The following is a 21,653-nucleotide window of genomic DNA, read 5'->3' as shown; positions in this document are numbered from 1 at the left end:
GACCTGGCCCCGTGTGTGGTGTGCAAACCTGGCAGGGTCGGCGTTTGCTATGACCGGGTGGAGGAGTTCCTCTGGGCTCAACACGATCCCCAGACCGTCCGTCTGGTCGTCACAGTTCAGGCGGAGACCAGGGTCAGGGTACGGCGCCTGCGCAATCTCGTGCTGGTGGCGGTGGTCGCGGGGCCGAGTCCGCGGCCACGGGAACGCGAGCGCCCCATCGTGGTGTTAATTGACCCCGGGCACGGCGGCGAAGACGCGGGCGGGGTGGGCAGATTCGGTACGCGGGAGAAGGATGTCACGCTGGACATCTCGCGCCGTCTGGCGGCTCGCCTGTTGGCCGACCGCCGGTTTGACGTGCGCATGACCAGGATCGACGACAGCGGCCCCTCGTTGGCCGCCCGCCGCGATATGTCGCGCGCGCTGCAGCCGGATCTGATGATTTCCGTACACCTGAACGCGTCCCGCGACCGGCAGAAGAACAAGACCGAAGTCTACTATTATTCCGAAAGAAGCCGCGAGTTAGCGCGACATGTGGGGCTTGCTTTGATGAACGCCCTGCAGACCGAGGAGCTCGTCTACGGAGGGCGGTCTTTCTATGTGCTGCGCTCTAACGGCGCCGCATACTCGATCCTGGTCGAGCCGCTCTATTTGTCCAATGCGGCCCACGAACGCTTTCTGGCAAGTGGCGCCGGACGCGAACGGGTGGCTCGCATTCTCTATGGGGCGATAGTGAGCTACTTCCGCGACAAGCCAAGGCGAAAGTAGGTGCTGCGGCCGGCGCTGAGGCATTTCGGAGGGAAGTTCGACAGTGCCAGCGAATTTGACCCCCGAATACTTGGATGCGGAGCGCGAGTACAAACAAGCGCGTACGCCGCAAGAGCGGTTGGACGCTCTGCGCAAGATGCTGGCCACCGTGCCCAAGCACAAGGGCACCGAGAAACTGCAGGCGGACATCAAGCGCCGCATCGCCAAGCTCAATGAGGAGATTCAACAATCTGGCAAGCGCAAGGGCTTTGCCATTGCCGTGCCCAAAGAAGGGGCAGGGCAGGTCGCGCTCATCGGGGCACCAAACGTGGGCAAGTCGCAGCTTGTGGCGGCGTTGACCCACGCCACCCCCGAGGTGGCTCCGTATCCCTTCACCACTCGCGCGCCCTACCCTGCCATGATGCCTTTTGAGAACGTGCAAGTGCAACTCGTCGACCTGCCCCCCTTCAGCAGCCAGCACATGGAGCCATGGGTGGCGGGCATCGTCCGTACGGCAGACGCCGCCCTCATTGTCATCGACTTGGCGTGTGACGACCCTCTTGAGCAGTTTGAAGAAACCTTGCGTCTCTTGCACCAGTGCAAGATAAAGCCGGTAGCCGGCCAGGCCCAGTTTGACCCATGGGCCAGCGTGGTCGAGAAGCAGTGTCTCGTGGTGGGGAACAAGATAGACTGCCCCAACGCCGGAGAGACATTTGCGTTCCTCCAAGAGCTCTACGCTGGCGAGCACCGGATGCTTGCGGTCTCTGCACAACGGGGCGACGGGCTGGAGGAGCTCCGCCGCGCAATCTTTGGTATGCTCAACGTGCTGCGCGTCTACTCCAAGCCGCCGGGGAAAGACCCCGACTTTTCCCGGCCGTTTGTCCTCAAGCGACACGCCACGCTGCTGGAGTTTGCCAACATGGTGCACCACGACTTTGGCGAGAAACTCCGCTTTGCCCGGGTGTGGGGCGACGGCAAGTTCGACGGCCAGCGCGTGATGAAGGACTATCAGCTGCAGGACGGCGATGTCATCGAACTGCACATCTAAGCAGCGCGCGCCGGTGGTGTCGCAAAGGCTGCGGAACAGCGAGTGCTTGGAGGCACGCGGCTCAACAAGCTGCCTGAGCGCCAATGTCGGACAAAGCCGGCGTCTCTGGGCGGTGAGCAAACGGCGCCCTCTCGTGCGGAGCGGCTTTCCGGCAAACCTGGGCGGAAATGGCTCTGGCGATGCAATCTGCTTTGCGCCAGAGCCCGGCCGAGTGTTTCCGGAAATGACCCTGCGACACGAGGGCATGAGGGAGCTTGTTCGGGAATTGGTAGCTGGCGGATTCTTCGAGGGATGGGACGCTGCCCCACGCGTTGTGCCATCGGCCGAGGCTTCCGGAGGCACCGCTTTTCTGCAGATTAATGTCGGGTGCCCGCACAATGGCTGCATCTTCTGCCCTTTCTTCAAGGACGTGGCCTTCTCGGAGAAGCCGCTTTGGCGCATCGCAGAAGAGGCGCGGTTCGTGGCGGCTGAGTGCAGCCGGCGTGGCCTGCCTGTGCGCCGCGTGATGCTCTTGGATGCCGACGCCTTGTGCACTGAGCAGGCGAAGCTGGAGCAGGTGCTGCGTCTGGTGCGTGCCCATTTCCCTGGGCGCCGAGTTTCGAGCGCCCAGGTGACCGCGTACGACGAGTCTTCCGAATGCCTCTACTTCAGGAGAGTGGAGTCCCGTGTGGAGCCGGTGGAGGTAAGTGCCTTTTGCCACACGGAGAGCGTGCTGGCCAAGGGCGTGGATGGGCTCCGGCGATTGCGCGAGTTGGGCCTTGGTCTGCTCTGGTGGGGCGTGGAGACTGGCTCGGCACGCCTGCTGCGTCTGATGGGCAAAACCAAAGGTGGAGTGCCAGGAACGGAGCGGGAGCGCATCCTCGCGGCAGGGGAGATGCTCCGTGGGGCGGGCATCCACTTCGTGGCCATCATCCTCATGGGTTTGGGAGGCGAACGCTTCTTCGAGGAACACTTGCAGGAGACGCTCTCCCTGCTACGCCAACTTGATCCGCCGGGCGTCTCTTTCTCCGACCTGGTCGTGGCACCGGGCACTGGTTACGCCAAGTTAGTAGAAGCGGGGCTCTTGGACGTCCTACCAGCGGAGAGGATGGCCGAGCAGAGGAGGGTTTTCGAACAGAGCGACCTTGCGGCGGTGCAGTACGACTATGAGCTGGGCGTGGACCAAGGGAACGGCCGCGAGAGCGAGTTAGGCGGCGTGGAGCGTGCGGCTTTCTCCCCTGCGGTCACGAGGCATCTCCATGTGACTGGGAAGGCAGTACGATGAGCTTGAGCCTACGCAGGTGCCTGGTACTAGCCCTGAGCCTGTGGATAGTGGGCGGGACATGTGCCGCGCGACGTGGTCTTGCCCAGCCCGCCCAACTCCTGGCGCGTGCCGATTCTCTGCGCCTGAGGGGTGAACTGCAGGCCGCTCGCCAGCTCTATCAAAAGGCACTGAAGGCGGACAAATCCTCGCTGGCGGCGCGCGCCGGCCTGGGCAAGATCGCCGTGGCGAATGAGGACTGGGGCGAGGCCAACGACCAGTTCGGCGCAATTTTGGAGCGCAAGCCAGACGACCTGGAAGCTCACTACTACCGGGGCATCTGCTACCGCGAGAGCGGCAAGTACAAGGCGCTGTTGCTGCGCAAGTTAGACTGGAACAAGGCTGAGAAGCACTTCAACGAGGTGTTAGCGCGCGATTCCTCCTTCCAGGACGTGCTCTACCAGTACGCGGTGCTCTGTCGCTACCGCGAGCGCTACACACAAGCCGTCCAGGCGGCGCACGCGCAGCTCCGGCTGCGGCCGGACCTCGAGGGGCCGCAGGTGGGCATTTTCCGCCTTTATCGCTACTTCATCACCCATACGAGGCTCGACAGCGCTCTGGCCTGGCTGGCGGAACAGCCGTGGGAACATGCCCGCTACTCCCAGGCGGAAGCATTGCGGCGCGCCGGGGAACTGGCTGCGGCCGACTCGCTCCTGCGGGCCCTGCTGGACCAACCCCTGAGCATGCCTCGTCAGCCCGTCTATCTTTCCCTTGCGCGCGTCGCATACGAGCGGGGGAATGTCGCGGAGGGCGAGAAGTTCTTCTGGCAGGCAGTTGACCAAATTAGCTCGCGCGTGGACGCAAACCTCGTCTTCGAGGACGTGAAGTATGTTCTGAACGACCAGGAGTTGGAGTTCTATCGCTCCCTCCGCTCTCCCGACTCGCTCATCGCCTTTTTCCGCGCCATGTGGACGGAGCGTGACCCGACCCCGGCAGCCGAGACCAACTGCCGCCTGGCAGAGCACTATCGCCGCCTGTTGTACGCCGAGAAGAACTATGAGTACGACGGCTTCAGGACGCGTTTCAACAACCCGGACAAACTCAACCGGTTGCAGTTCTCCCAAGTGAGCAGGCTGAACGAGGAGTTCAACGACAAGGGGCTCATCTTCATCCGCCACGGCGAGCCGGACGAACGAGCCACCACACTGGGTCAGGACGTGGAGGCCAATGAGTCGTGGCTTTACTACCAGACGCCCTTCAACCCGCGGATGACCTTCCACTTCATGCTGGAGAACTCGCCCACGGCCTGGCGCCTGGCGCCGTTCATCGACGATCCGCGCATGCTGGAGGACCGCCTCACATGGGGCGGAGAGTATGCGCGCCTCTTGCGCGCCGACCAGTTGGAACGGCTGAACCTGGTGGAGCAGATGGCGCAGCAGAGCCAACAGGCGGTTGCGGTGGCATTGTCAACTGACCGGCACACCTGGGACAAGGCGATCCAGCCGTTAGAGGTGCCTTTCATGCTGACCACTTTCCGGGGCGAGAAGGGGCTCACGGCTTTGGAACTCTGCTTTGCGGTGCCGCTGCGGCAATTAGCACAACGGGCCAAGCCGGACACGCGACTTGTGCACGTGGAGCACGGCGTGGCTCTGTTCGACCGCTCCCTCCGCCCGGTGGGGGAGGAGCGCCTCACGGCCGAAGTGGACCCACACCGCAGTGGGGCGGCCTATCTGGAGGCGCGACGCTTCCTGCTGGCGGCGGGGACCTACAACGTCGGTTTTCACGTGCGCGTGCCTGAGCTGGATCTGCTGGGAGGCTTCAAGCTGCAACGGGCCGTGGAAGACTATGCGACTCCCGGATTGCATGTCAGCGACCTGCTGCTTGCTACTCGGATCACCCAGGCGACAAGGCCTTCCAACTTCGTGTGGAATGACTTGGAAATCGTCCCTAACCCTACCCAGACCTTCTTGCGCCAGCAACCGGTGTACGTCTATTTCGAGCTCTACGGCCTGCATCCGGACCAGAACGGGCGGACGGAATATGTGCTGGAGTATCGGCTGGACGCCGTCAAGGGTGGGAAGAAGGGAGTCAGCACAGTCTTTGGTCTCCTTGGCAGCGGCGAAAAACCTTCATTGACCATTCGTGCGGAAAGGAGCGGAACCTCCGAGTTTACTCCGGAATACGTGGCCATCGACGTCAGCAACGTGAGCAGCGGCCAGTACACGCTGACCGTCAAGGTGAGCGACCGCCACTCCGGCCAGGCCGTGGAACGAACGGTTGGCCTGCGCCTGCTGTGAACTGAACCATCGAGCACGCGGTGCGCGGAGGCGTGGACGGCGAGTTGTTCCGCTCTCGGCAACGCGAATCGGCGAGATCGCATGAGTTCTCTTGAGAAAACGAACACGCAAAGGATTTCCGCCCTTATCGAGGCGGAGGGCGTGAAGGAGTTGGTCGAGCTGCTGGACTCTTGGACGACCCGGTGGCACCAGGACTCCCCGAAGCCGCCTGCCCAGCCGGACGGGTTCCTCGAGCTGTTGCAGACTCTGCATGTCTGCAATTTCTCCCTCTGGCACGAGGAGGACGAGGCGCGCCGTCCGGATGTTCCCGATGCAGTGATCGTCGCGCACAAGAGGGCCATTGACCGGTGGAACCAGCGGAGGAACGACACCATCGAGCAGCTTGACGGCCAGTTGCTTGCGAGGTTGGAATGCCTGGGCGTTCGTCCGCATGCGAGTGCGCCGCAAAACTCAGAGACGCCGGGCAGCATCGTCGACCGGCTGTCCATCGCCTCGTTGAAGATCTATCACATGGCCGAACAGGCGCGCCGTGAAGACGTCGGTCCAGGACATCGTGCGGCCTGCGAAGCCCGCCTTGTGGTCCTCCGGGAGCAGCGGGATGACCTGGTTGCCTGCCTGGAGCGTCTGCTCATTGAGCTGCTGGCCGGAGAGAAGAGACTCAAGCTCTATCGGCAATTCAAGATGTACAACGACCCTGCGCTCAACCCGGCGCTCTACGGGGCAGCAAAGGGGTGCACGAAGGATCCCCAGAGGGCATGAGGGAGAAGCTGTACAGCTACCTACGGGGCAGAGCTGGGGCCGTGCCCTCGGCCCATTTGGTAAGGGACGTGCTGGGGATCCACGGCGCTTCCTCGCAGGTGGCGGAACGACTTATCGCTGCTGCCGTGGCGGGGGACACCCGCTTCGAGCACACCGCAGCCGGGTGGCAAGTGAAGGGCCGAGACCTGCGCCAGGTCCTCTTCCTGGTGGCTGTCGGAGCGCGCGAGACGAGTCAGCTGGCCTTCAAAATCGTGCACGATCTCAGTCTTGCCGGGGGAGGACTTGTCGCGCGCGAGCGGCCCCAGAGCCTTCCCAAGGTGACCTGGCAAGGAAGGGTTCCTTCGTGCATTGGCAGGAGGGGCACCCTGGCTGAGCTGCTTCGGGCGGTGCAAGGGGGCTGCGTTGTGGAGTTTAGGGGTGCCACGGCGCTTCGTTCGCTGAACAGCCTGAGCGTGCGCGCTGGCTTCGGGGACTTGGAATGCGATGCCTTCTCCCTCCAGGGCCTTGCGCGCGGACTTTTTGGGCAGAAGCTCAGCTCCGCGGAAAGGCTCGCCGCCGCGCTCGGCTTGCCTTTGCGACTCGATGACCCCCTGTCCCTGAGCGCGCTCTTGGCGGAGGAGCTTATCGTGCTCCTGGAGCGTTGCCTGGAGAAGGGTCTCCGTACCCTGGATGAGGTTGTGGAGCTTGCAGAGCCGCCTGTCCCGCCTGGGCATTGGTCCAGCTTGCGCTTCGGGCCTGAGTTTCTGCAGAGCCTGCCGCCGGCACCAGGTGTCTACCTCATGCTTTCCCAGCTCGGCGAGGTCCTGTACGTGGGCAAAGCCCGCAATGTACGCCGGAGAGTGCGCAGCTACTTCCAAGCCTCGCGCGCCGAGGAGGCAAAAACTTCCTTGTTGCGCCAGCACGTGCACGACATCCGCATCGTGGAGGTGGGCTCTGAGCTTGAGGCCCTCCTCTTGGAGCATCGTCTGATTGCGGAACACGATCCGCCAGTGAACCGGCAATTGGAGGTGCATGCCCGGCCAGTCCGGGCACAGACGCGGGCCAATCGCATCTTGCTCCTTCCGTCCGCGGTCCCGGGAGCTGTGGAGCTGTTCTTCGCCTCCCGCCGCGGGGCATTCGCGCAGATGCGGGCGCAACCCCCGCTCGACGGGGAGGAAGTGCTCGGTCTCTTGAACCGCCTCTACTTCTCGCCGGAGCCGAGAACGCCAGGGGAATTGGAGCAACAGCTTGCCGAAATCCTCTTTAGCTGGTTGGACCGAAACCGGGACAGCGTAAGCTGGGTGGAAGTGGATGAGTCGCGCCACGCACAGGACTGTCTGCGCCTCCTCAAACTTCACGTGGATAACTTCACGCCGGGCACCAGGCAGATCTTTCGCTGAAACGGGTCGTGGCGAAGGGGGTTATGCCTGGGAATCTTCGGGAGTGTGTCGTGAGGAACGTACTGCACATCGCTGCAGTGAGCCTTGTTGTCGCAGTGCTGCTCCTGTGGGCAGCAGGAGAGGGCGGGGCGCAAGTGCCCAGTCCGGAAGAGTTTTTCGGCTTCCGCTTGGGCAGCGACCGCTCCCTTGTCGACTATGACCAGCTCCTCGCCTACTTTCGTGCCCTTGCTGACGCATCGCCGCGCGTGCGCCTGCATTTCGTGGGCCCCACAACCGAGGGCAACCCTCTCCTCGTCGCGGCCATTAGTTCTGAGGCCAATCTGCAAAGGGAAGGATACTATCGCGGGCTGCAGGCGCAGCTTGCGGATGCGCGGCGCACGCCTCCAGAGCAGGCCTCACGTCTCCTCAAAGAGGCACGCGGCATCGTGAGCATTAACTGCAGCATCCATCCCACCGAGATTGGCGCTTCGCAGATGGCCCCCGAACTTGCTTACGAGCTGGTCACCGACGAGTCCCCGGCGGCCGCGCTTGTGCGCAATGAAGTGATCCTGCTCTTGATTCCAGCCCATAACCCCGACGGCCTCAACATGGTCGTCCGCTGGTATCGTGAGCAGCTGGGGACGCCTTACGAGGGGAGCAGTCCGCCGTGGCTTTACCACCGCTATGCCGGGCACGATTTGAACCGCGACTGGTTCATGCTGACTCAGGCGGAAACTGGCCTCACCGTGGACAGTGTGTACAATGCCTGGCTGCCCCACGTGGTGCTGGATATGCATCAGATGGGCAGCTATGGTGCGCGCCTTTTTCTTCCGCCTTATGTGGACCCCATTGACCCCAATGTCGACCCTGTGCTGCAGGGGGCAATGACCATGCTGGGCACGCATGTGGCTCTGGAACTCACCGCCCAGGGATATGCGGGGGTAATCATGAATGCCAACTTTGATGCCTGGACGCCTGCGCGTGCCTATCCAAACTACCATGGAGGTATTCGCTTCCTCTCCGAAGCCGCCAGTTGTCGGTTGGCGACCCCGGTGACGATCCGCCCAGCAGAGCTTGCCGCCCGTGGCCGCGACGAGCTGCTCACGCGCCGGTGGAACATGCCCTTGCCGTGGTCTGGAGGCAGGTGGACTTTGCGCGACATTGTGGATTATGACAAGGCGGTGGCCTGGGCGGTGCTGCAGCAGGTGGCTCGGAATCGTGAGCAATGGGTGCGCAATGCCCACCTTGTCGCGCAAAACGCCTTGCGCCCTCGGGACGAGGTCTCTGCCTTCCTGGTGCCGCGGCATCAGCACGACCCTGTGGCAGCCATCGAGATGCTGAAGGTTCTGCGCCGCGGCTTGGTAGAGGTCTACGAGGCGGCCAAGCCTTTCCGGGTCGGAAGCCGCACGTACGCTGCAGGCACATATGTGATCCCGCTGGCGCAGCCATTTGGTGGCTACGCGCGCACGTTGTTGGAGCCCATGCGCTACGAAGCCCCTCGCTTACACCCGCAGGCGCCGCCCGCAGAGCCGTACGACGTCACCGCTCACCAGCTTCCCTTGCTCATGGGCGTAACGACCGAAAAGGTTGTAGGCCCGTTGCCATCCGACCTGGTGCTGCAAGAAGCCGCTCTCGTGCCCCAAGGGGGCATGGCGGGGCGGCGAACCGGTGCCGCTTACCTCTTGTCTCCTGCGCAGGAGCGTGCTTTCGCTATCGTGAACTTTGTGTTGGCACGAGGAGGACGCGTGCAATGGGCCAAGCGGCACTTTGAGGCGGACGGGCGCCGATGGCAGGCGGGCACCTTCGTGCTGGAGCATATGGGCTTCTGGCAGTCGGTCGACAGCCTGGCAACGGCTCTGGGGGTTGAGCTTCTCCCGGTCGAGGCCATTCCTTCGGTACAGGGTTGGCCTCTGCGCCAGCCGCGCGTGGGAATCTACCAGAGCCACGTGCCGGTGGCGGACGAAGGATGGCTCAGATGGGTCCTGGAGCGCGATAGCTTCCCCTACCGGGTTTTGCACGACGCAGACGTGAGGGCCGGAGACCTTGCCCGATCCTTCGACGTCATCGTGCTGCCGAGCATGGGGGAGCGGACTCTCTTGGATGGGGCGAGCAGAGAGCAGTATCCGGCTGCCTACAGCGGCGGCCTCGGCCGCGAGGGTGTAGAACAGCTCCGCCAGTTCGTCGAACGAGGCGGAACGCTCGTTGCCCTTGGGGCGGCCTGCGCGCTCCCTTTGCGTCACTTTGCCCTGCCGCTGCGCAACGTGCTGGCCGATGGTCAGGGGCGTGATTTCCGGTGCCCTGGTTCGCTCCTCCGCGTGCGCTGCGACAACCAGCACCCGCTTTGCTTTGGCATGCCTCCCTCCGCGGCGATCTTCATGACTGAGGCGATGGCATTTGCCGGGGGGACCCCTCAGCAACCCATTTCTTTCGCCTCGGACAGCCTGTTGCTGAGCGGCTGGCTGCAAGGAGAAAAGTTGATTGCCGGGCGCGCAGCGCTGGCCGAATGCGAGCTCGGCAGAGGCAAGGTCGTTCTCTTCGGCTTCAGGCCCCATTTCCGCGCCTGGACGGTGGCAACTTTCCGCGTCTTGTTCAACGCGCTGTATGGGGCTGCAGTTGAAGAGCGCTTGTGACAGATGCGCAGCAATGCCGAGGCTGTCATGGTGGATGACTTGTTTCGGCCTCAAGTGAGCGCGTATGTGGTGACCATTCGCCCCTGGCGGATCGCCAGGGCGGTGCGTCAGTATCTTAAGACATCCGACCGCTTCGCCACCCTTTTCGAGGGCTTCATCAGGGAACTTGGCGTGGCAGCCGAAGAGCTGCGGGTGGTCAGGGCCATGCTTCAGGAAGTCCACCACGACCTCAGGCTTGTCTTCCGCCGCCCAGAAGATATCGCTGCCGGCAAGTTCCAGGAAGTGGGCAAATTCACTCCACAGGGACCGGAGCTGCGGTTCCTGGTTAATGTGGAGCTGCTTTGCCATAAGATGATGGTAGTGGAAGAGTATCGTTGCGGCATCGGGTACTACCATGATGACCAAGAAGGCAGGCAGACCGTCCAGGAGACTCTGTCCACCAATCTGGTGAACATCAAGGGTCTCTTCGATGAGGGGCGGGAGCTTCTTCTCGAACTGATCGCAGCCTATGCCGACAATGTGCCTTTGCTGGCATGGATCATTGAAGAGCCAGATGAGGTGGCTTTGGGCCTCGGGATGCCAGCAGAGAGGCTCTTGGCGCGCATCCTGGGTCCGGAAGGAGTGGCAGATGCCTATCGCAAGGTGGGCGAGTACTACCTGGAGAGCGGCTGGGGGGAACGAGCTGCGCAGGTTCTTGCCGCCGGTGCCCGGCTCAAAGACGCAATGGCCAAGCCGGTTGGCCGCACGGCCGTTGGGCTAAAGCACGAGAAATGAGTTGCAATCTTGTGCGGAAATTCGTAAATTGAACCAAGTTCTTCGAATGGACCAAGCACGCGGAGGAAGCTATGGCGATCAAGGAGCAGTTGCAGGGAGACGTTGCAGTCCTTCAGGTCAAAGGCAACTTGATGGGGGGTCCTGAGACGGTTGAGGTCCACGAGAAGGTCAAAGAGCTGGTGGGTAGGGGCATCAAGCGCGTGGTCCTCGATTTGTCCAAAGTGAAGTGGGTGAACAGTTCCGGCCTAGGTGCCATCATGGGTGCCATGACCACGCTGCGCAATGCACAGGGCGACATTCGTCTGGCGGGCGTGGCCGAAAAAGTGCAGAGCCTGCTCATGATTACCAAACTGGTCACCATCTTCGAGACATTCCCTACGGTTGAACAGGCGGTCGAAAGCTTTCGGAAGTAGGGGGACTCTCCACCGGTGATGGAGGAGGCGAAAGGAGCTGCCATGGGTGCAGGGTACAGTTGGAGCCGAATGTGGCGTCAGGGGGCGATGGTCCTGCTGCTTGCTGGGCCACTTCTGGCCGCAGACCTGCAGCGGCCGTACGACCCCGTGGTGCTGCTGGGACGTCATCTGCCGGTGCTTGTCGGTGCGCCGGTGACGAACGTGAGGGTCTATTCCTATCGCGCGGACAGCGACCAGTGGCTCCCCATCCCGTTCCAGATTGACGAGCGGGACAACCTCTCCACCTACTTCGCCCCCACGTACAACGGGGTGCTCGATTCCCTCGATGAGTTGGTCTTCATGGCGTCCGATGCTGGAGACCTCTGCCCCGAGGATGCCTGGGTGGCGGATGCAGAGGCGCGGGCCAATAATCGCTATGTCGTCACCGTGGCCGACACGCTCGATGGGCTGAGGCAGGGGTATGTGTACGTCTACCTCTCATCCACTCTCCCCACCTCGTCCTCTCAGTACATGGGGTACAATCAGGCCACGGACCTGGTCACCGGTGTCAGCTACACGATCCAGAACGGAGTGAAAGGGTTTCCCGACTATTTGGCCATCAATGCCGCTGCTGGCGGAGATGGCCTCGACTTCTTGGACCGGCAGAAATTCCGCCTGCAGGTGAATGTGTACGGCCTGAACATCGAGCCGTTCACCGAAGACCACCCGTGGATCAGTCTGCGCCGAGTCGATGCTCGCGCCGGCGCGGTGCGCGTGATCCGCTCCCAGGTGATTCTGTTCAGTGGGTCGGTGATGGGCGTATCGTTCACCGACAGCCTCAAGCTGACGACCATCTACTACCCGTACCTCTCCTACATGGCCACTGGCGAGCGCTCACTTGTGACCATACCGAATGTGAGCTTGCGCATGCTCCGCTTCTCCTACGACCTCAATTCCCGTGCCTATGGGATGATTTTCTACAACCCCTACAACCAGGCCGGCAATCGCATCAATGCGGTCGAGGCGGCAGGGTTCAAGGATAACCTACTGTGGCCGGGGACCAACTGGTACCTCATCGTGGCCGATCCGGGTTATCCGGGCAGGGTGCTCACGAAGGCCTCGGTGCTGGGCGTGGTGGCATTGGGCGGGAACCCGATTAGCGACCGCTATCGGCTCTTCTTCCGCGATACCGCCTCACCTGAATCGCCGAACACCGGCGAGGACGGTTCCTATGGAGAGACGGGGATTATCTTGGAAGACAACGACACGATGGTGGGTACCCTGAACTTGACTTACTGGTCGTACTACTTCCCGTTCAACCTCACTTATGAGCAGGCAGAGCAACTGGGCAGACAAGCGAGCGCAGCGCTGCAGGCATGGGGAACCCCTGAGGTCTACGACCTTGTCCCACCTGCGCGCATCGCCGACCTGGGAGTGGTTGATGTCCAGCAACAATCGGTGACGCTCAGCCTAACCGCTCCTGGGGATGATGGATGGTCCGGGGGACCGGCCACAAGTTACGAGGTTCGCTACTCCACGCAACCGGTCGGGGCAGACACGGCTGCTTGGTGGGAGGCAGCTGTGGCTTTTCCTGCTCCACCGCAGCCCGGGCCGCCAGGGCAGGCCCAAGCCATCGTCATCGCCGGCTTGCAGGAAGGCACGACCTACTACTTCGTTGCCGTGGCGCTTGATAATGTGGGCAACCGGTCTGCCTACTCAAACGTGGCCACCGCCACGACACTGCCGGCTCCAGACACAGTGCCCCCTGCGCGGATCGTTGACCTCGCAGCCGTAGGGGTCCAGCAGCAGTCTGTGACGCTTGGCCTGACTGCACCGGGAGATGATGGCTGGTCTGGAGGTCCCGCAACAACCTACGAGGTTCGGTACTCCACCGAGCCGGTGGGAGCAGACACTGCGGCCTGGTGGGCGACGGCTACGGTTTTCTCGGCTCCACCACTGCCTGCCCAACCGGGTGAACAGCAGACCATCACCGTCACCGGTCTGCAGGAGAATACGACGTACTTTTTCGTGGTGGTGGCTGTCGACGAAGTTGGCAACCGCTCTGCCTATTCCAACGTTGCCGAGGCGACTACCCTGCCTGTTCCAGATGAAGTTCCCCCTGCGCGGATCGCCGACCTGGCGATTGAGCAGGTGCAAGATGACTACGTGACGTTGAGCCTCACCGCCCCGGGTGACGACGGGTGGCTCGGAGGCGCCGCATCGGCCTATGAGGTGCGCTACTCCACGCAGCCAGTGGGTGCAGACACCGCTGGGTGGTGGGAGGCCGCCACGGTCTTTTCCTCTCCGCCGCAGCCTGTGCAACCTGGCCTGGGCCAAACCATCACGGTGACTGGGCTGGCCAAGAACACGACCTACTACTTCGTGGTCGTGGCGCTGGACGATAGGGGCAATCGTTCGCCCTATTCGAACGTGGCCTCTGCTACCACGCTCCCTGTGGAGCTGGCGAGCTTTGAGGCCCACCCAGGCGAAGGGCAGGTGGTACTGCAGTGGACGACAAAGAGCGAGAGCAACAATTATGGCTTCGAGGTGCAGCGCAGCGAAGCAAACGGAAGGGAGTGGTCGGTCCTCGGTTTTGTGCGCGGTGCTGGTACCACGACAAGACCGCGGAGCTATCAGTTTGTCGATCAAAAGGTGTTGGCGCGCACCTACTCTTACAGGCTCAAGCAACTGGACAACGATGGGCGCTTCGAGTATTCGCCCGTAGTAGTGGTGACGGTAGAGCCGCCCAGCGTTTCTTCGCTGGCGGGCAACTATCCGAACCCCTTCAACCCGGGGACGGAGATTTCCTATCGCATAGCCAAGCCTGCCGATGGTGAACAGGTCCACGTGCGGCTGACCATTTACAACATGCTCGGTCAGGAGATCGCCACCTTGGTGGACGGCCCCCAGTCGCCGGGATGGTACGTTGTCGCCTGGGACGGTCGAGACGCACTGGGGCGCGCGGCTGGCTCCGGCCTGTACATTTGCCGGCTGCAGGCGGGGGCGTTTGCCGCGTCGATGAAAATGCTCAAGATGCAGTGAGGCAATGCCGCTGGCAGACACTTGCGAAGGCATGACTTCGCTTTGGCCCGCTGCTCACTAAGCAGAGCTGCGGTGGTGGTCAAAGCGTGTGCAGCGGGCGGACGATATTTTGCTGTCAGCGACTTGCCGACATGAGGACATTGCCGGAGAAGAGGCAAAGCGATATGATGGGTAGGATAGCTTTGTGGACGTTTGGCGGATGGATGGGCCTGACCGCCCTGGTGGTGGGTTGTGCCACTACGTCGCGGCAGGCCGAGAGCGCTGCTTCTCCAAAAAAGGTGAGCGGGGTAGTGGAAGACTGGGACCCGGCGAGTCTCAAGGAAAGCGAGCCGGCAATTCCGGTGCCGGAGGGGGCAGCTCGATCCGGCGGCGGTGTGGTAGCGCAGACAGAGCCGACGGGCGCAGAGGCAGGGGCGCAGCCGTCCTTGCTTCCGGGTTATCGGGTGCAGATCATCTCCACGCCCTTCGAGGAAGTAGCGCGGGAGGTGCGCAAGGAAGCCTTGCTGAAGTTCGAAGAGCCGGTGTACATGGTCTTCGATGCACCCTACTACAAGGTGCGCGTGGGCGATTGCCTCTCGCGTTTCGAGGCAGAGGAGCTCCAGCAAAAGGCTATTGAGAAAGGATTTGGCCAGGCGTGGGTGGTACGCACCATGGTCGCGCCGGGGGGTGCGCCGCCGCAGCCGTAAGCAATCGCCCCAGCGCTGCGTGGCGCACACTGGCCTCCTGTGCAACATTGCGAAGCCGCGGCTTAGCCCGCGGATTTTTCGTTTGCATATCGAGGCCAATTTTATTAAATTTATCAGCCAAAACAGTGACGGCCGGCCCATACCGGCGTGTGATGAAGCCCGTGGGAGGAAATGCATGTCCGGACATTCCAAGTGGCATAGCATAAAGCACAAGAAGGCCAAAGTTGACGCTGAGCGCGGTCGGCTTTTCACGCGCCTGATCCGCGAAATCACCACTGCCGCACGCATCGGCGGTGGCGATGAGAATGCCAACCCCCGCTTGCGTGCCGCGGTTGCTGCCGCCAAGGCGGCCAACATGCCAGCGGCCAATATCGAAAAGGCCATTAAGAAGGGTACCGGTGAGCTGCCCGGCGTCGTCTACGAAGAAGCGGTCTACGAGGGCTACGGGCCGGGTGGGGCAGCTATCATGGTGGAGACGCTCACTGACAACAAGAACCGCACCGTTGCCGAGATCAGGCACCTGTTCAGCAAGTACAACGGCAACCTCGGCGAGAACGGCTGCGTGGCCTGGATGTTCGAGAAGAAGGGTGTGATCACGGTCAAGCCCTCGGGCAAGTCGGAAGACGACCTTTTGGCCATTGCCTTGGAGGCAGGAGCCGAAGACTTGCGCAACCAGGGAGGGACCTACGAAATCACCACCTCGCCGGCCGAATTCGAAAACGTCAAGCGTGCGCTCCTCGCCAAGGATCTCGAGATAGAGAGGGCAGAACTCACCATGTACCCCAAGAGCACGGTGAAGGTGGAAGGCAAGAACGCCGAAACCCTTCTCAAGCTGATGGATGCCCTCGAGGAGCAAGAAGACGTGCAAAACCTCTACTCCAACTTTGACATCGACGACAAGGTCCTGGAGGAGTTGGAGCAGGGTTAACGACGGTGTTCGCCTCCCAGGCCGCGAGCAGTACTGGTGTACGTGTTAGGCGTTGACCCTGGAGTAGCGCGCACCGGCTACGGCGTGGTTGCCGCAGACGGACAGCGCTTCAGTGCAGGCGGCTACGGCAGCATCGTTACGGCAGCTCACCTCCCACTTGCCAAGCGGCTGCGGACCATTTATGATGAACTAGGCGCCCTACTTGAGGCTTGTCCTGTCGAGGGGGTGGCGATTGAGGAGCTCTTCTTAGCGAAGAACCCACGCATGGCGCTCAGCGTGGGACACGCGCGCGGCGTCGTGCTTCTTCTGGCCGAACAACATGGGCTCCCGGTGTTCGAGTACGCGGTCACCGAGGTGAAGCGGGCGGTGGTTGGCAACGGAGTGGCCTCCAAGGAGCAGGTGCGGTACATGGTAAGCAAGCTTCTCGGCCTGCAAGAAGCACCGCGCGTCTACGATGCGGCAGACGCGCTGGCGGTGGCCCTGTGCCACGCCCAACGCTGGGCCCTGAAGCCGAGGTGAATTACGGATGTGGTGGCGCAATACGGCCGGATGGCGTGGAGCAAGGCAGCGCCCTTTTGTTCTGCGAACGTCGGACAAGGGGTGCTGACGCGGGAATGATTGCCTACCTCAAGGGTACGTTAGTCCACAAAACCCCCACGCGCGCCATTGTCGAAGTGGCAGGCGTCGGATTCGATGTTGCCATCCCTCTTTCCAGCTTCGAAGCTTTGGGAGCCCCTGGGGCCGAAGTCCGGCTTCTTACCTATTTGCACGTCCGCGAAGATGCTCTGGAACTCTTTGGCTTTGCCACCGCCGAGGAGCGGGAGATGTTCACCCGTCTGCTTTCGGTGACAGGCATCGGTCCCCGGCTGGCGCACAACATCCTCTGTGGGAGCACGGTGCACGACTTGCGCCAGCACATAGCCAGGGGGGATACAGAGGCCCTTGCCGCAGTGCGGGGCATCGGCAAGAAGCTGGCGCAGCGGCTGGTGATGGATCTCCAAGAACGCTTCGCTGTGGAGACGGAGACGGTGGGCAGCATTCCCGGCGCCAAGGGCAAGGTAGCGCCCGAAGTGGTGGAAGATGCCCTTCTGGCGCTCATCTCGTTGGGTCATACCCGTGACGCTGCCCAGAAGACCCTGCAGGCTGTACTCGCGCAAGTTGGGCCCCAAGAGGTGCTCACGGCCGAAGAGCTCGTCAAGCGCGCTTTGCGCAACGTATGAGGCAGAGAAATGGCGGTTGAGCGACACGCAGTCGATAGAGCAACGAATCCGGGCCGCCTCGATGGCGAGCTCGAGTTCGATACCGCTCTCCGTCCCACCTCTTTCGACGAGTTCGTCGGGCAGAAAAAGCTGGTGGACAACCTGAAGGTCTTTATCCAGGCTGCCAAGCAGCGCGGCGAACCGCTCGACCATTGCCTCTTTTATGGCCCCCCTGGCTTGGGCAAGACAACCCTGGCCAATATCATCGCCCACGAAATGGGAGTCAACATTCGCTGCACCTCTGGACCCGCCTTGGAGAGGCCTTTGGATCTGGTGGGCTTGTTGAGCAGGTTGGAGGAACGCGACGTCCTGTTCATCGACGAGGTGCACCGCCTCAGCCGCGTGGTGGAGGAGTACCTCTACCCGGCGCTGGAAGAGTTCCAGGTGGACATTATCATCGACAAGGGGCCGAACGCCCGTTCCGTGCGCCTGAAACTGCCGCCTTTCACCATGATCGGTGCGACCACGCGCGCCGGCTCACTGACCTCTCCGCTCCGCTCGCGCTTCGGCGTGACGAACCGTTTGGACTACTACAAGCCGGAAGAGCTCTTTCAAATCATCAAACGTTCGGCACGCATCTTGGACATCGGCCTCGACGAGGAGGCGGGACTGGAAATCGCCAGGCGCTCGCGGGGAACGCCGCGCGTAGCCAACCGCCTGCTGCGCCGCGTACGCGACTTTGCGCAGGTTGAGGGCCTGTCGCGCATCACCTTGCCGGTGACCCTGGATGCCCTCCGTCGCCTGGAAGTTGACGAGCTGGGTCTCGATGAAATGGACAAGCGCATCGTCTGCACCGTCATCGAGAAGTTCAAAGGAGGACCTGTGGGGCTCAACACCTTGGCAGTGGCAGTTGGCGAAGACGGCGAGACCATCGAGGAAGTCTACGAACCCTACCTGGTGCAGGAAGGATTCATCGACCGCACCGCCCGCGGCAGGACGGCCACGGAGCGCGCCTTTGCCCACTTTGGCTTTAAGCGACCTCAGCGAAAGCAGGAAAGCCTGTTCTAAGGACCAAGGTACAGCGACCGGTGACTTCTGATGGAGTGAAGCTATGAAGCTGGCAGACTTTCAATACAACCTACCAGAGAAGCTGATTGCACAGTACCCTGCGAAACGGCGTGACCAGGCCCGCTTGATGATCGTCAACCGCGAGACCGGCGAGATTGACGAGGCCTTGTTCAGCGATGTGGTGGACTATATGAACGAGGGCGACTGCCTGGTGGTCAATGAGACCAAGGTCTTTCCGGCGCGCCTTCTGGGCACCAAAGATCGCACCGAGGCGCAGGTGGAGATATTCCTCCTCCGCGAGTTGGAACCAAGTTTGTGGGAAGTACTCGTCAAGCCGGCACGCAAAGTGCGCATCGGCAACCGCCTGACCGTGGGCAAGGAGCTGATGTGCGACGTCATTGACAATACGGTTTCTGGCGGTCGCGTGGTGCGATTCCATTACGACGGCGACTTTTACGCAATCGTCGAACGCATTGGCAAGTCGCCCTTGCCGCCTTATATCAAGCGAGAACCCGAGCCGCTGGACAAGGAGCGATACCAGACCGTCTACGCGAAGACCCGAGGGGCAGTGGCCGCCCCCACGGCTGGCCTCCACTTCACCAGAGAACTGCTGAAGAAGATCGAGAAGAAGGGGGTCAAGATTGTCCCAGTCCTCTTGCATCTGGGCTTGGGGAGCTTCCGCCCGGTGGCGGTGGAGGACTTGAGCCGCCACAAGATGGATTCGGAATATTATGAGATTTCGCCAGAGTCGGTGGACGCCATCAATGAGACAATGCGCTCCGGGCGCAAGGTGATTGCCGTGGGAACGAGCACTGTGCGCGTCCTGGAGACGGTGGTAACCTCCGAGGGATGGGTCAAGCCAGGCAAAGGGTGGACCGACAAATTCATCTACCCGCCGTACGAATTCAAGATTGTGGACCGCCTGATCACCAATTTTCACCTCCCGGGATCGACGCTGTTGATGATGGTGTGCGCTTTTGCCGGCCGTGATCTGATTTTCAAGGCGTACCGCAGAGCGATCAGGGAAAAGTTCCGCTTCTACAGTTACGGCGACGCCATGCTGATCCTGTAGCTTCGTGCGCCAGCAAGCGGAAGAGAGTGTGGCCGTGCGCACCACGGTGATAGTGGTGGCGGCAGGACGCAGCGAGCGTTTCGGCTCCACCACGCCGAAGCAGTTCGCTCTCGTCCACGGGCGCCCTTTGCTCTTCTATTCCCTTCGCGCTTTCCAGCGCATGCCTCTGGCGGATGCCCTGATCGTCGTGGTTCCCGAGGGACGGGAGCAGTTGGTGAAGGAGGAGATCGTCGACCGTTTTGCGCTGCACAAAGTCGTTGCGGTGGTACCAGGTGGAGAGCGCCGACAGGACTCGGTGTGGGCGGGTCTGCAGGCTGTGCCGCATCGGAGCGAGCTGGTGGCAGTACACGATGGTGCCCGGCCTTGGGTGAATCCCGGAGTCGTGGCGGCCGTCCTTTCGGCTGCGGAGAAGCATGGAGCGGCTATCCCCGGCATCCGGGTGGCGGACACCATCAAAGAGGTCCATGGCGGGCACGTGGTGCAGACGCTGAACCGCGATCGCCTCATCGCCGTGCAGACACCCCAGGCCTTCCGCTATGGGCTGCTTCTTGAGGCATACCGTGCCGCCCGCGGGCAACAGGTAGAGGTCACCGACGATGCGGCAATGGTCGAGAGGCTGGGACACCCTGTCTGCGTGGTCGACGGAGACCCCCGTGCCGTCAAGGTGACAACGCCCCATGATTTGGTCGTCGTGGAGCAATGGCTGGTGGGACAAGAGGACTGATGAGAGTAGGCCAAGGATACGATGTGCACCGGCTGGTGGCCGGCAGGCCGCTGATCTTGGGTGGGGTGCAGATCCCTTTCCCGCAAGGACTGCTGGGACACTCAGATGCCGATGTGCTTTGCCATGCCATTGCCGATGCGCTCTTGGGAGCTGCGGCAGCCGGGGACATTGGCCAGCATTTTCCCAACTCAGACCCGCAGTGGAAAGGGGTATCGAGTTTGTTGATCCTGCGCCGGGTCGCTGACATTGTCTCCGATGCCGGCTTTGTCATAATGAATGTGGACGCTACCGTGGTTGCAGAACGGCCCATGTTGGCCGCCTACACCGCCCAGATGCGTGAGAACATCGCCTCCGCTTTGCGCGTTTCTCCCTCCAGAGTCTCGGTGAAGGCCACGACGACGGAAGGGCTCGGCATGGCTGGCAGAGGGGAAGGGATTGCCGCGTCGGCCGTAGCCCTCATCGCCTCTGCCTCCGGTCAAGCAGCAAGTACTGGTCATGCCGGTTAGTCCGAGAGTAGTCTTCTCGGCATCGGATGTGGGGCATCTGAGCCTTGCCGAGGCACGCCTGGCCCTGGTGAGCTGGTTACTCGCCAAGAAGGGCGGAGGGGCTTTTGTTGTGCGCCTGGACGACTTTGCGGGCGGCGTGCAGTCCAGGACGCAACTGGCCATCCACCGGGACTTGCAGTGGCTTGGCATAGCTGCAGATGAGGGGCCTGGCATCGGCGGGGACTTTGCTCCGTATCGCCAGGCCGAGCGGAGTGAGCTCTACGCCCGGTTTTTGGAAAAGCTCCTGGCTGAACAGAGTGCCTTCCACTGCTTCTGTGTAGGCGACGGGACGAGATCTCCTCACCTTGTCCCGGGGCAGTGCAGTGCGGGTTGTGCCTCTCTGCCTGCGCGCCGCGTCCAGGAGCTTGCCAGTCGGGGGGTACCGTCCGTCGTCAGGCTCAAGGGCCAGGCAGGCGAGATTGTCGTCGACGACTTGCTGCGCGGGCCCATTTCGATGCGTGGGGAGCTGGTGGGGGATGTGGTGCTGGCCACGTCCAACGGCGCGCCCACGCCTGAGTTCCGGGCTGCGGTGGACGACGCGCTGATGCTCATCTCGCACCTGGTGCGCGACGAAAAGGCGGTGCCGTTCACCTTCCGCCAAATCCTCATCTGTCGCGCCCTGGAGTTGGAGCCACCGCATGTTGCCCATGTGGCGGCGGTGCGCACGCTTCCAGGGCTCGATCCGGCCACAGAGCACCGCCAGGTCACGATTGAGCGGCTGCGACGGGAGGGCTACCTTGCCAGCACGGTGTTGGCCTTTGTGGCGCGCCTGGCAGGCATGGAAATCGCCCAAGCCACCCTGCGCAGCGCGGAGGAACTGCTGCCGCTTTTTCGGCTGGAAGCGCTGTCAACCCACGAGGCGGTGCTCAACCTGGAGGTCCTCCGCGAGGAGAGCCGTCGACAGCTGCGTCTCCTCAGTGATGAGGAACTGCACGAGGCCTTGCGACCAGCTTTGGCACGAGCAGGCTTGGCGGGCGACCCCCGCCTGCCGCAGCTTGTGGCCCTCTACCGGGAGTGGGCTTTTTCCTTGGGAGATCTGGCGCAGAAGCTCTCGGTGTTTGGCGGGGAGTCGGTGCCCGTCATGGATAGGGCCGCTGTGCAGTTCTTGGCGCGGGAGTCCTCGCAGAAGGTGCTTTGGTCATTTGCG

The 21,653-nt window shown here is 62.2% G+C and carries 19 protein-coding genes; all 19 read left to right on the top strand.

Annotated features, from left to right (window positions below):
• Nucleotides 1-765 (top strand): N-acetylmuramoyl-L-alanine amidase (locus H5U38_16035; protein ID MBC7188534.1); only part of this gene is annotated, 765 nt, incomplete at its 5' end.
• A 43-nt stretch (nt 766-808) separates the two neighbouring features.
• Nucleotides 809-1,792: a TGS domain-containing protein gene (locus H5U38_16030; protein ID MBC7188533.1), complete on the top strand. Its 984-nt coding sequence runs from the start codon at nt 809-811 to the stop codon at nt 1,790-1,792.
• Between the two features lie 244 nt (nt 1,793-2,036).
• Nucleotides 2,037-3,056, top strand: a complete 1,020-nt coding sequence (locus tag H5U38_16025; GenBank protein ID MBC7188532.1) for a radical SAM protein — start codon at nt 2,037-2,039, stop codon at nt 3,054-3,056.
• On the top strand, nt 3,053-5,329 hold the full coding sequence (locus H5U38_16020; protein MBC7188531.1) for a GWxTD domain-containing protein: 2,277 nt from the start codon (nt 3,053-3,055) through the stop codon (nt 5,327-5,329). The genes H5U38_16025 and H5U38_16020 overlap by 4 nt, the downstream gene beginning before the upstream one ends.
• Nucleotides 5,330-5,410: 81 nt before the next feature.
• The gene (locus H5U38_16015; protein MBC7188530.1) at nt 5,411-6,088 is read left to right on the top strand and encodes a DUF4254 domain-containing protein; all 678 of its coding nucleotides are present in this window, start codon (nt 5,411-5,413) and stop codon (nt 6,086-6,088) included.
• The gene (locus H5U38_16010) at nt 6,085-7,467 is read left to right on the top strand and encodes a nucleotide excision repair endonuclease (protein MBC7188529.1); all 1,383 of its coding nucleotides are present in this window, start codon (nt 6,085-6,087) and stop codon (nt 7,465-7,467) included. Before H5U38_16015 ends, H5U38_16010 begins: the two co-directional genes overlap by 4 nt.
• A 50-nt stretch (nt 7,468-7,517) precedes the next feature.
• A complete protein-coding gene (locus H5U38_16005) occupies nt 7,518-10,076 on the top strand; it encodes a hypothetical protein (protein MBC7188528.1) in 2,559 nt (852 codons plus the stop codon).
• A 27-nt stretch (nt 10,077-10,103) separates the two neighbouring features.
• Nucleotides 10,104-10,850 (top strand): hypothetical protein, encoded by a 747-nt coding sequence (locus tag H5U38_16000; protein ID MBC7188527.1) that lies wholly within the window; start codon nt 10,104-10,106, stop codon nt 10,848-10,850.
• A 71-nt stretch (nt 10,851-10,921) separates the two neighbouring features.
• Complete coding sequence (locus H5U38_15995; protein MBC7188526.1) at nt 10,922-11,263, top strand: STAS domain-containing protein; 342 nt, start codon at nt 10,922-10,924, stop codon at nt 11,261-11,263.
• A gap of 42 nt (nt 11,264-11,305) precedes the next feature.
• The gene (locus tag H5U38_15990) at nt 11,306-14,284 is read left to right on the top strand and encodes a T9SS type A sorting domain-containing protein (protein MBC7188525.1); all 2,979 of its coding nucleotides are present in this window, start codon (nt 11,306-11,308) and stop codon (nt 14,282-14,284) included.
• A 164-nt stretch (nt 14,285-14,448) separates the two neighbouring features.
• Nucleotides 14,449-14,970, top strand: a complete 522-nt coding sequence (locus H5U38_15985; GenBank protein ID MBC7188524.1) for an SPOR domain-containing protein — start codon at nt 14,449-14,451, stop codon at nt 14,968-14,970.
• Between the two features lie 175 nt (nt 14,971-15,145).
• Nucleotides 15,146-15,898 carry a YebC/PmpR family DNA-binding transcriptional regulator gene (locus H5U38_15980; protein ID MBC7188523.1) on the top strand — a complete coding sequence of 251 codons (753 nt, stop codon included), beginning with the start codon at nt 15,146-15,148 and terminating at the stop codon, nt 15,896-15,898.
• 36 nt (nt 15,899-15,934) lie between these two features.
• Complete coding sequence (ruvC, locus tag H5U38_15975) at nt 15,935-16,417, top strand: crossover junction endodeoxyribonuclease RuvC (GenBank protein MBC7188522.1); 483 nt, start codon at nt 15,935-15,937, stop codon at nt 16,415-16,417.
• Between the two features lie 95 nt (nt 16,418-16,512).
• Complete coding sequence (ruvA, locus tag H5U38_15970) at nt 16,513-17,118, top strand: Holliday junction branch migration protein RuvA (GenBank protein ID MBC7188521.1); 606 nt, start codon at nt 16,513-16,515, stop codon at nt 17,116-17,118.
• 9 nt (nt 17,119-17,127) lie between these two features.
• Nucleotides 17,128-18,165 (top strand): Holliday junction branch migration DNA helicase RuvB, encoded by a 1,038-nt coding sequence (gene ruvB / locus H5U38_15965; GenBank protein MBC7188520.1) that lies wholly within the window; start codon nt 17,128-17,130, stop codon nt 18,163-18,165.
• A gap of 43 nt (nt 18,166-18,208) precedes the next feature.
• Complete coding sequence (gene queA, locus H5U38_15960) at nt 18,209-19,237, top strand: tRNA preQ1(34) S-adenosylmethionine ribosyltransferase-isomerase QueA (protein ID MBC7188519.1); 1,029 nt, start codon at nt 18,209-18,211, stop codon at nt 19,235-19,237.
• Nucleotides 19,238-19,271: 34 nt separating this feature from the next.
• On the top strand, nt 19,272-19,961 hold the full coding sequence (ispD, locus tag H5U38_15955; protein MBC7188518.1) for a 2-C-methyl-D-erythritol 4-phosphate cytidylyltransferase: 690 nt from the start codon (nt 19,272-19,274) through the stop codon (nt 19,959-19,961).
• A complete protein-coding gene (locus H5U38_15950; protein MBC7188517.1) occupies nt 19,961-20,467 on the top strand; it encodes a 2-C-methyl-D-erythritol 2,4-cyclodiphosphate synthase in 507 nt (168 codons plus the stop codon). Before ispD ends, H5U38_15950 begins: the two co-directional genes overlap by 1 nt.
• Nucleotides 20,457-21,653, top strand: a 1,197-nt coding sequence (locus H5U38_15945; protein MBC7188516.1) for a hypothetical protein, incomplete at its 3' end; no start/stop codon positions are given. The genes H5U38_15950 and H5U38_15945, both read left to right, overlap by 11 nt.

Source organism: Calditrichota bacterium, from assembly GCA_014359355.1.
GTDB lineage: Bacteria > Zhuqueibacterota > Zhuqueibacteria > JANLFK01 > Oleimicrobiaceae > Oleimicrobium.
The sequence above is the reverse complement of the archived record's forward strand: the minus strand, read 5'-3'. Positions and strand labels throughout refer to the sequence as shown.

Excerpts from the sequence above, each read along its gene's own strand:
- H5U38_16025 (MBC7188532.1), top strand. The coding sequence starts at position 2,037 with ATGAGGGAGCTTGTTCGGGAATTGGTAGCTGGCGGATTCTTCGAGGGA.
- H5U38_16020 (MBC7188531.1), top strand. The coding sequence starts at position 3,053 with ATGAGCTTGAGCCTACGCAGGTGCCTGGTACTAGCCCTGAGCCTGTGG.
- H5U38_16015 (MBC7188530.1), top strand. The coding sequence starts at position 5,411 with ATGAGTTCTCTTGAGAAAACGAACACGCAAAGGATTTCCGCCCTTATC.
- H5U38_16010 (MBC7188529.1), top strand. The coding sequence starts at position 6,085 with ATGAGGGAGAAGCTGTACAGCTACCTACGGGGCAGAGCTGGGGCCGTG.
- H5U38_16000 (MBC7188527.1), top strand. The coding sequence starts at position 10,104 with ATGGTGGATGACTTGTTTCGGCCTCAAGTGAGCGCGTATGTGGTGACC.
- H5U38_15995 (MBC7188526.1), top strand. The coding sequence starts at position 10,922 with ATGGCGATCAAGGAGCAGTTGCAGGGAGACGTTGCAGTCCTTCAGGTC.
- H5U38_15990 (MBC7188525.1), top strand. The coding sequence starts at position 11,306 with ATGGGTGCAGGGTACAGTTGGAGCCGAATGTGGCGTCAGGGGGCGATG.
- H5U38_15985 (MBC7188524.1), top strand. The coding sequence starts at position 14,449 with ATGATGGGTAGGATAGCTTTGTGGACGTTTGGCGGATGGATGGGCCTG.
- H5U38_15980 (MBC7188523.1), top strand. The coding sequence starts at position 15,146 with ATGTCCGGACATTCCAAGTGGCATAGCATAAAGCACAAGAAGGCCAAA.
- ruvA (MBC7188521.1), top strand. The coding sequence starts at position 16,513 with ATGATTGCCTACCTCAAGGGTACGTTAGTCCACAAAACCCCCACGCGC.
- ruvB (MBC7188520.1), top strand. The coding sequence starts at position 17,128 with ATGGCGGTTGAGCGACACGCAGTCGATAGAGCAACGAATCCGGGCCGC.
- queA (MBC7188519.1), top strand. The coding sequence starts at position 18,209 with ATGAAGCTGGCAGACTTTCAATACAACCTACCAGAGAAGCTGATTGCA.
- H5U38_15950 (MBC7188517.1), top strand. The coding sequence starts at position 19,961 with ATGAGAGTAGGCCAAGGATACGATGTGCACCGGCTGGTGGCCGGCAGG.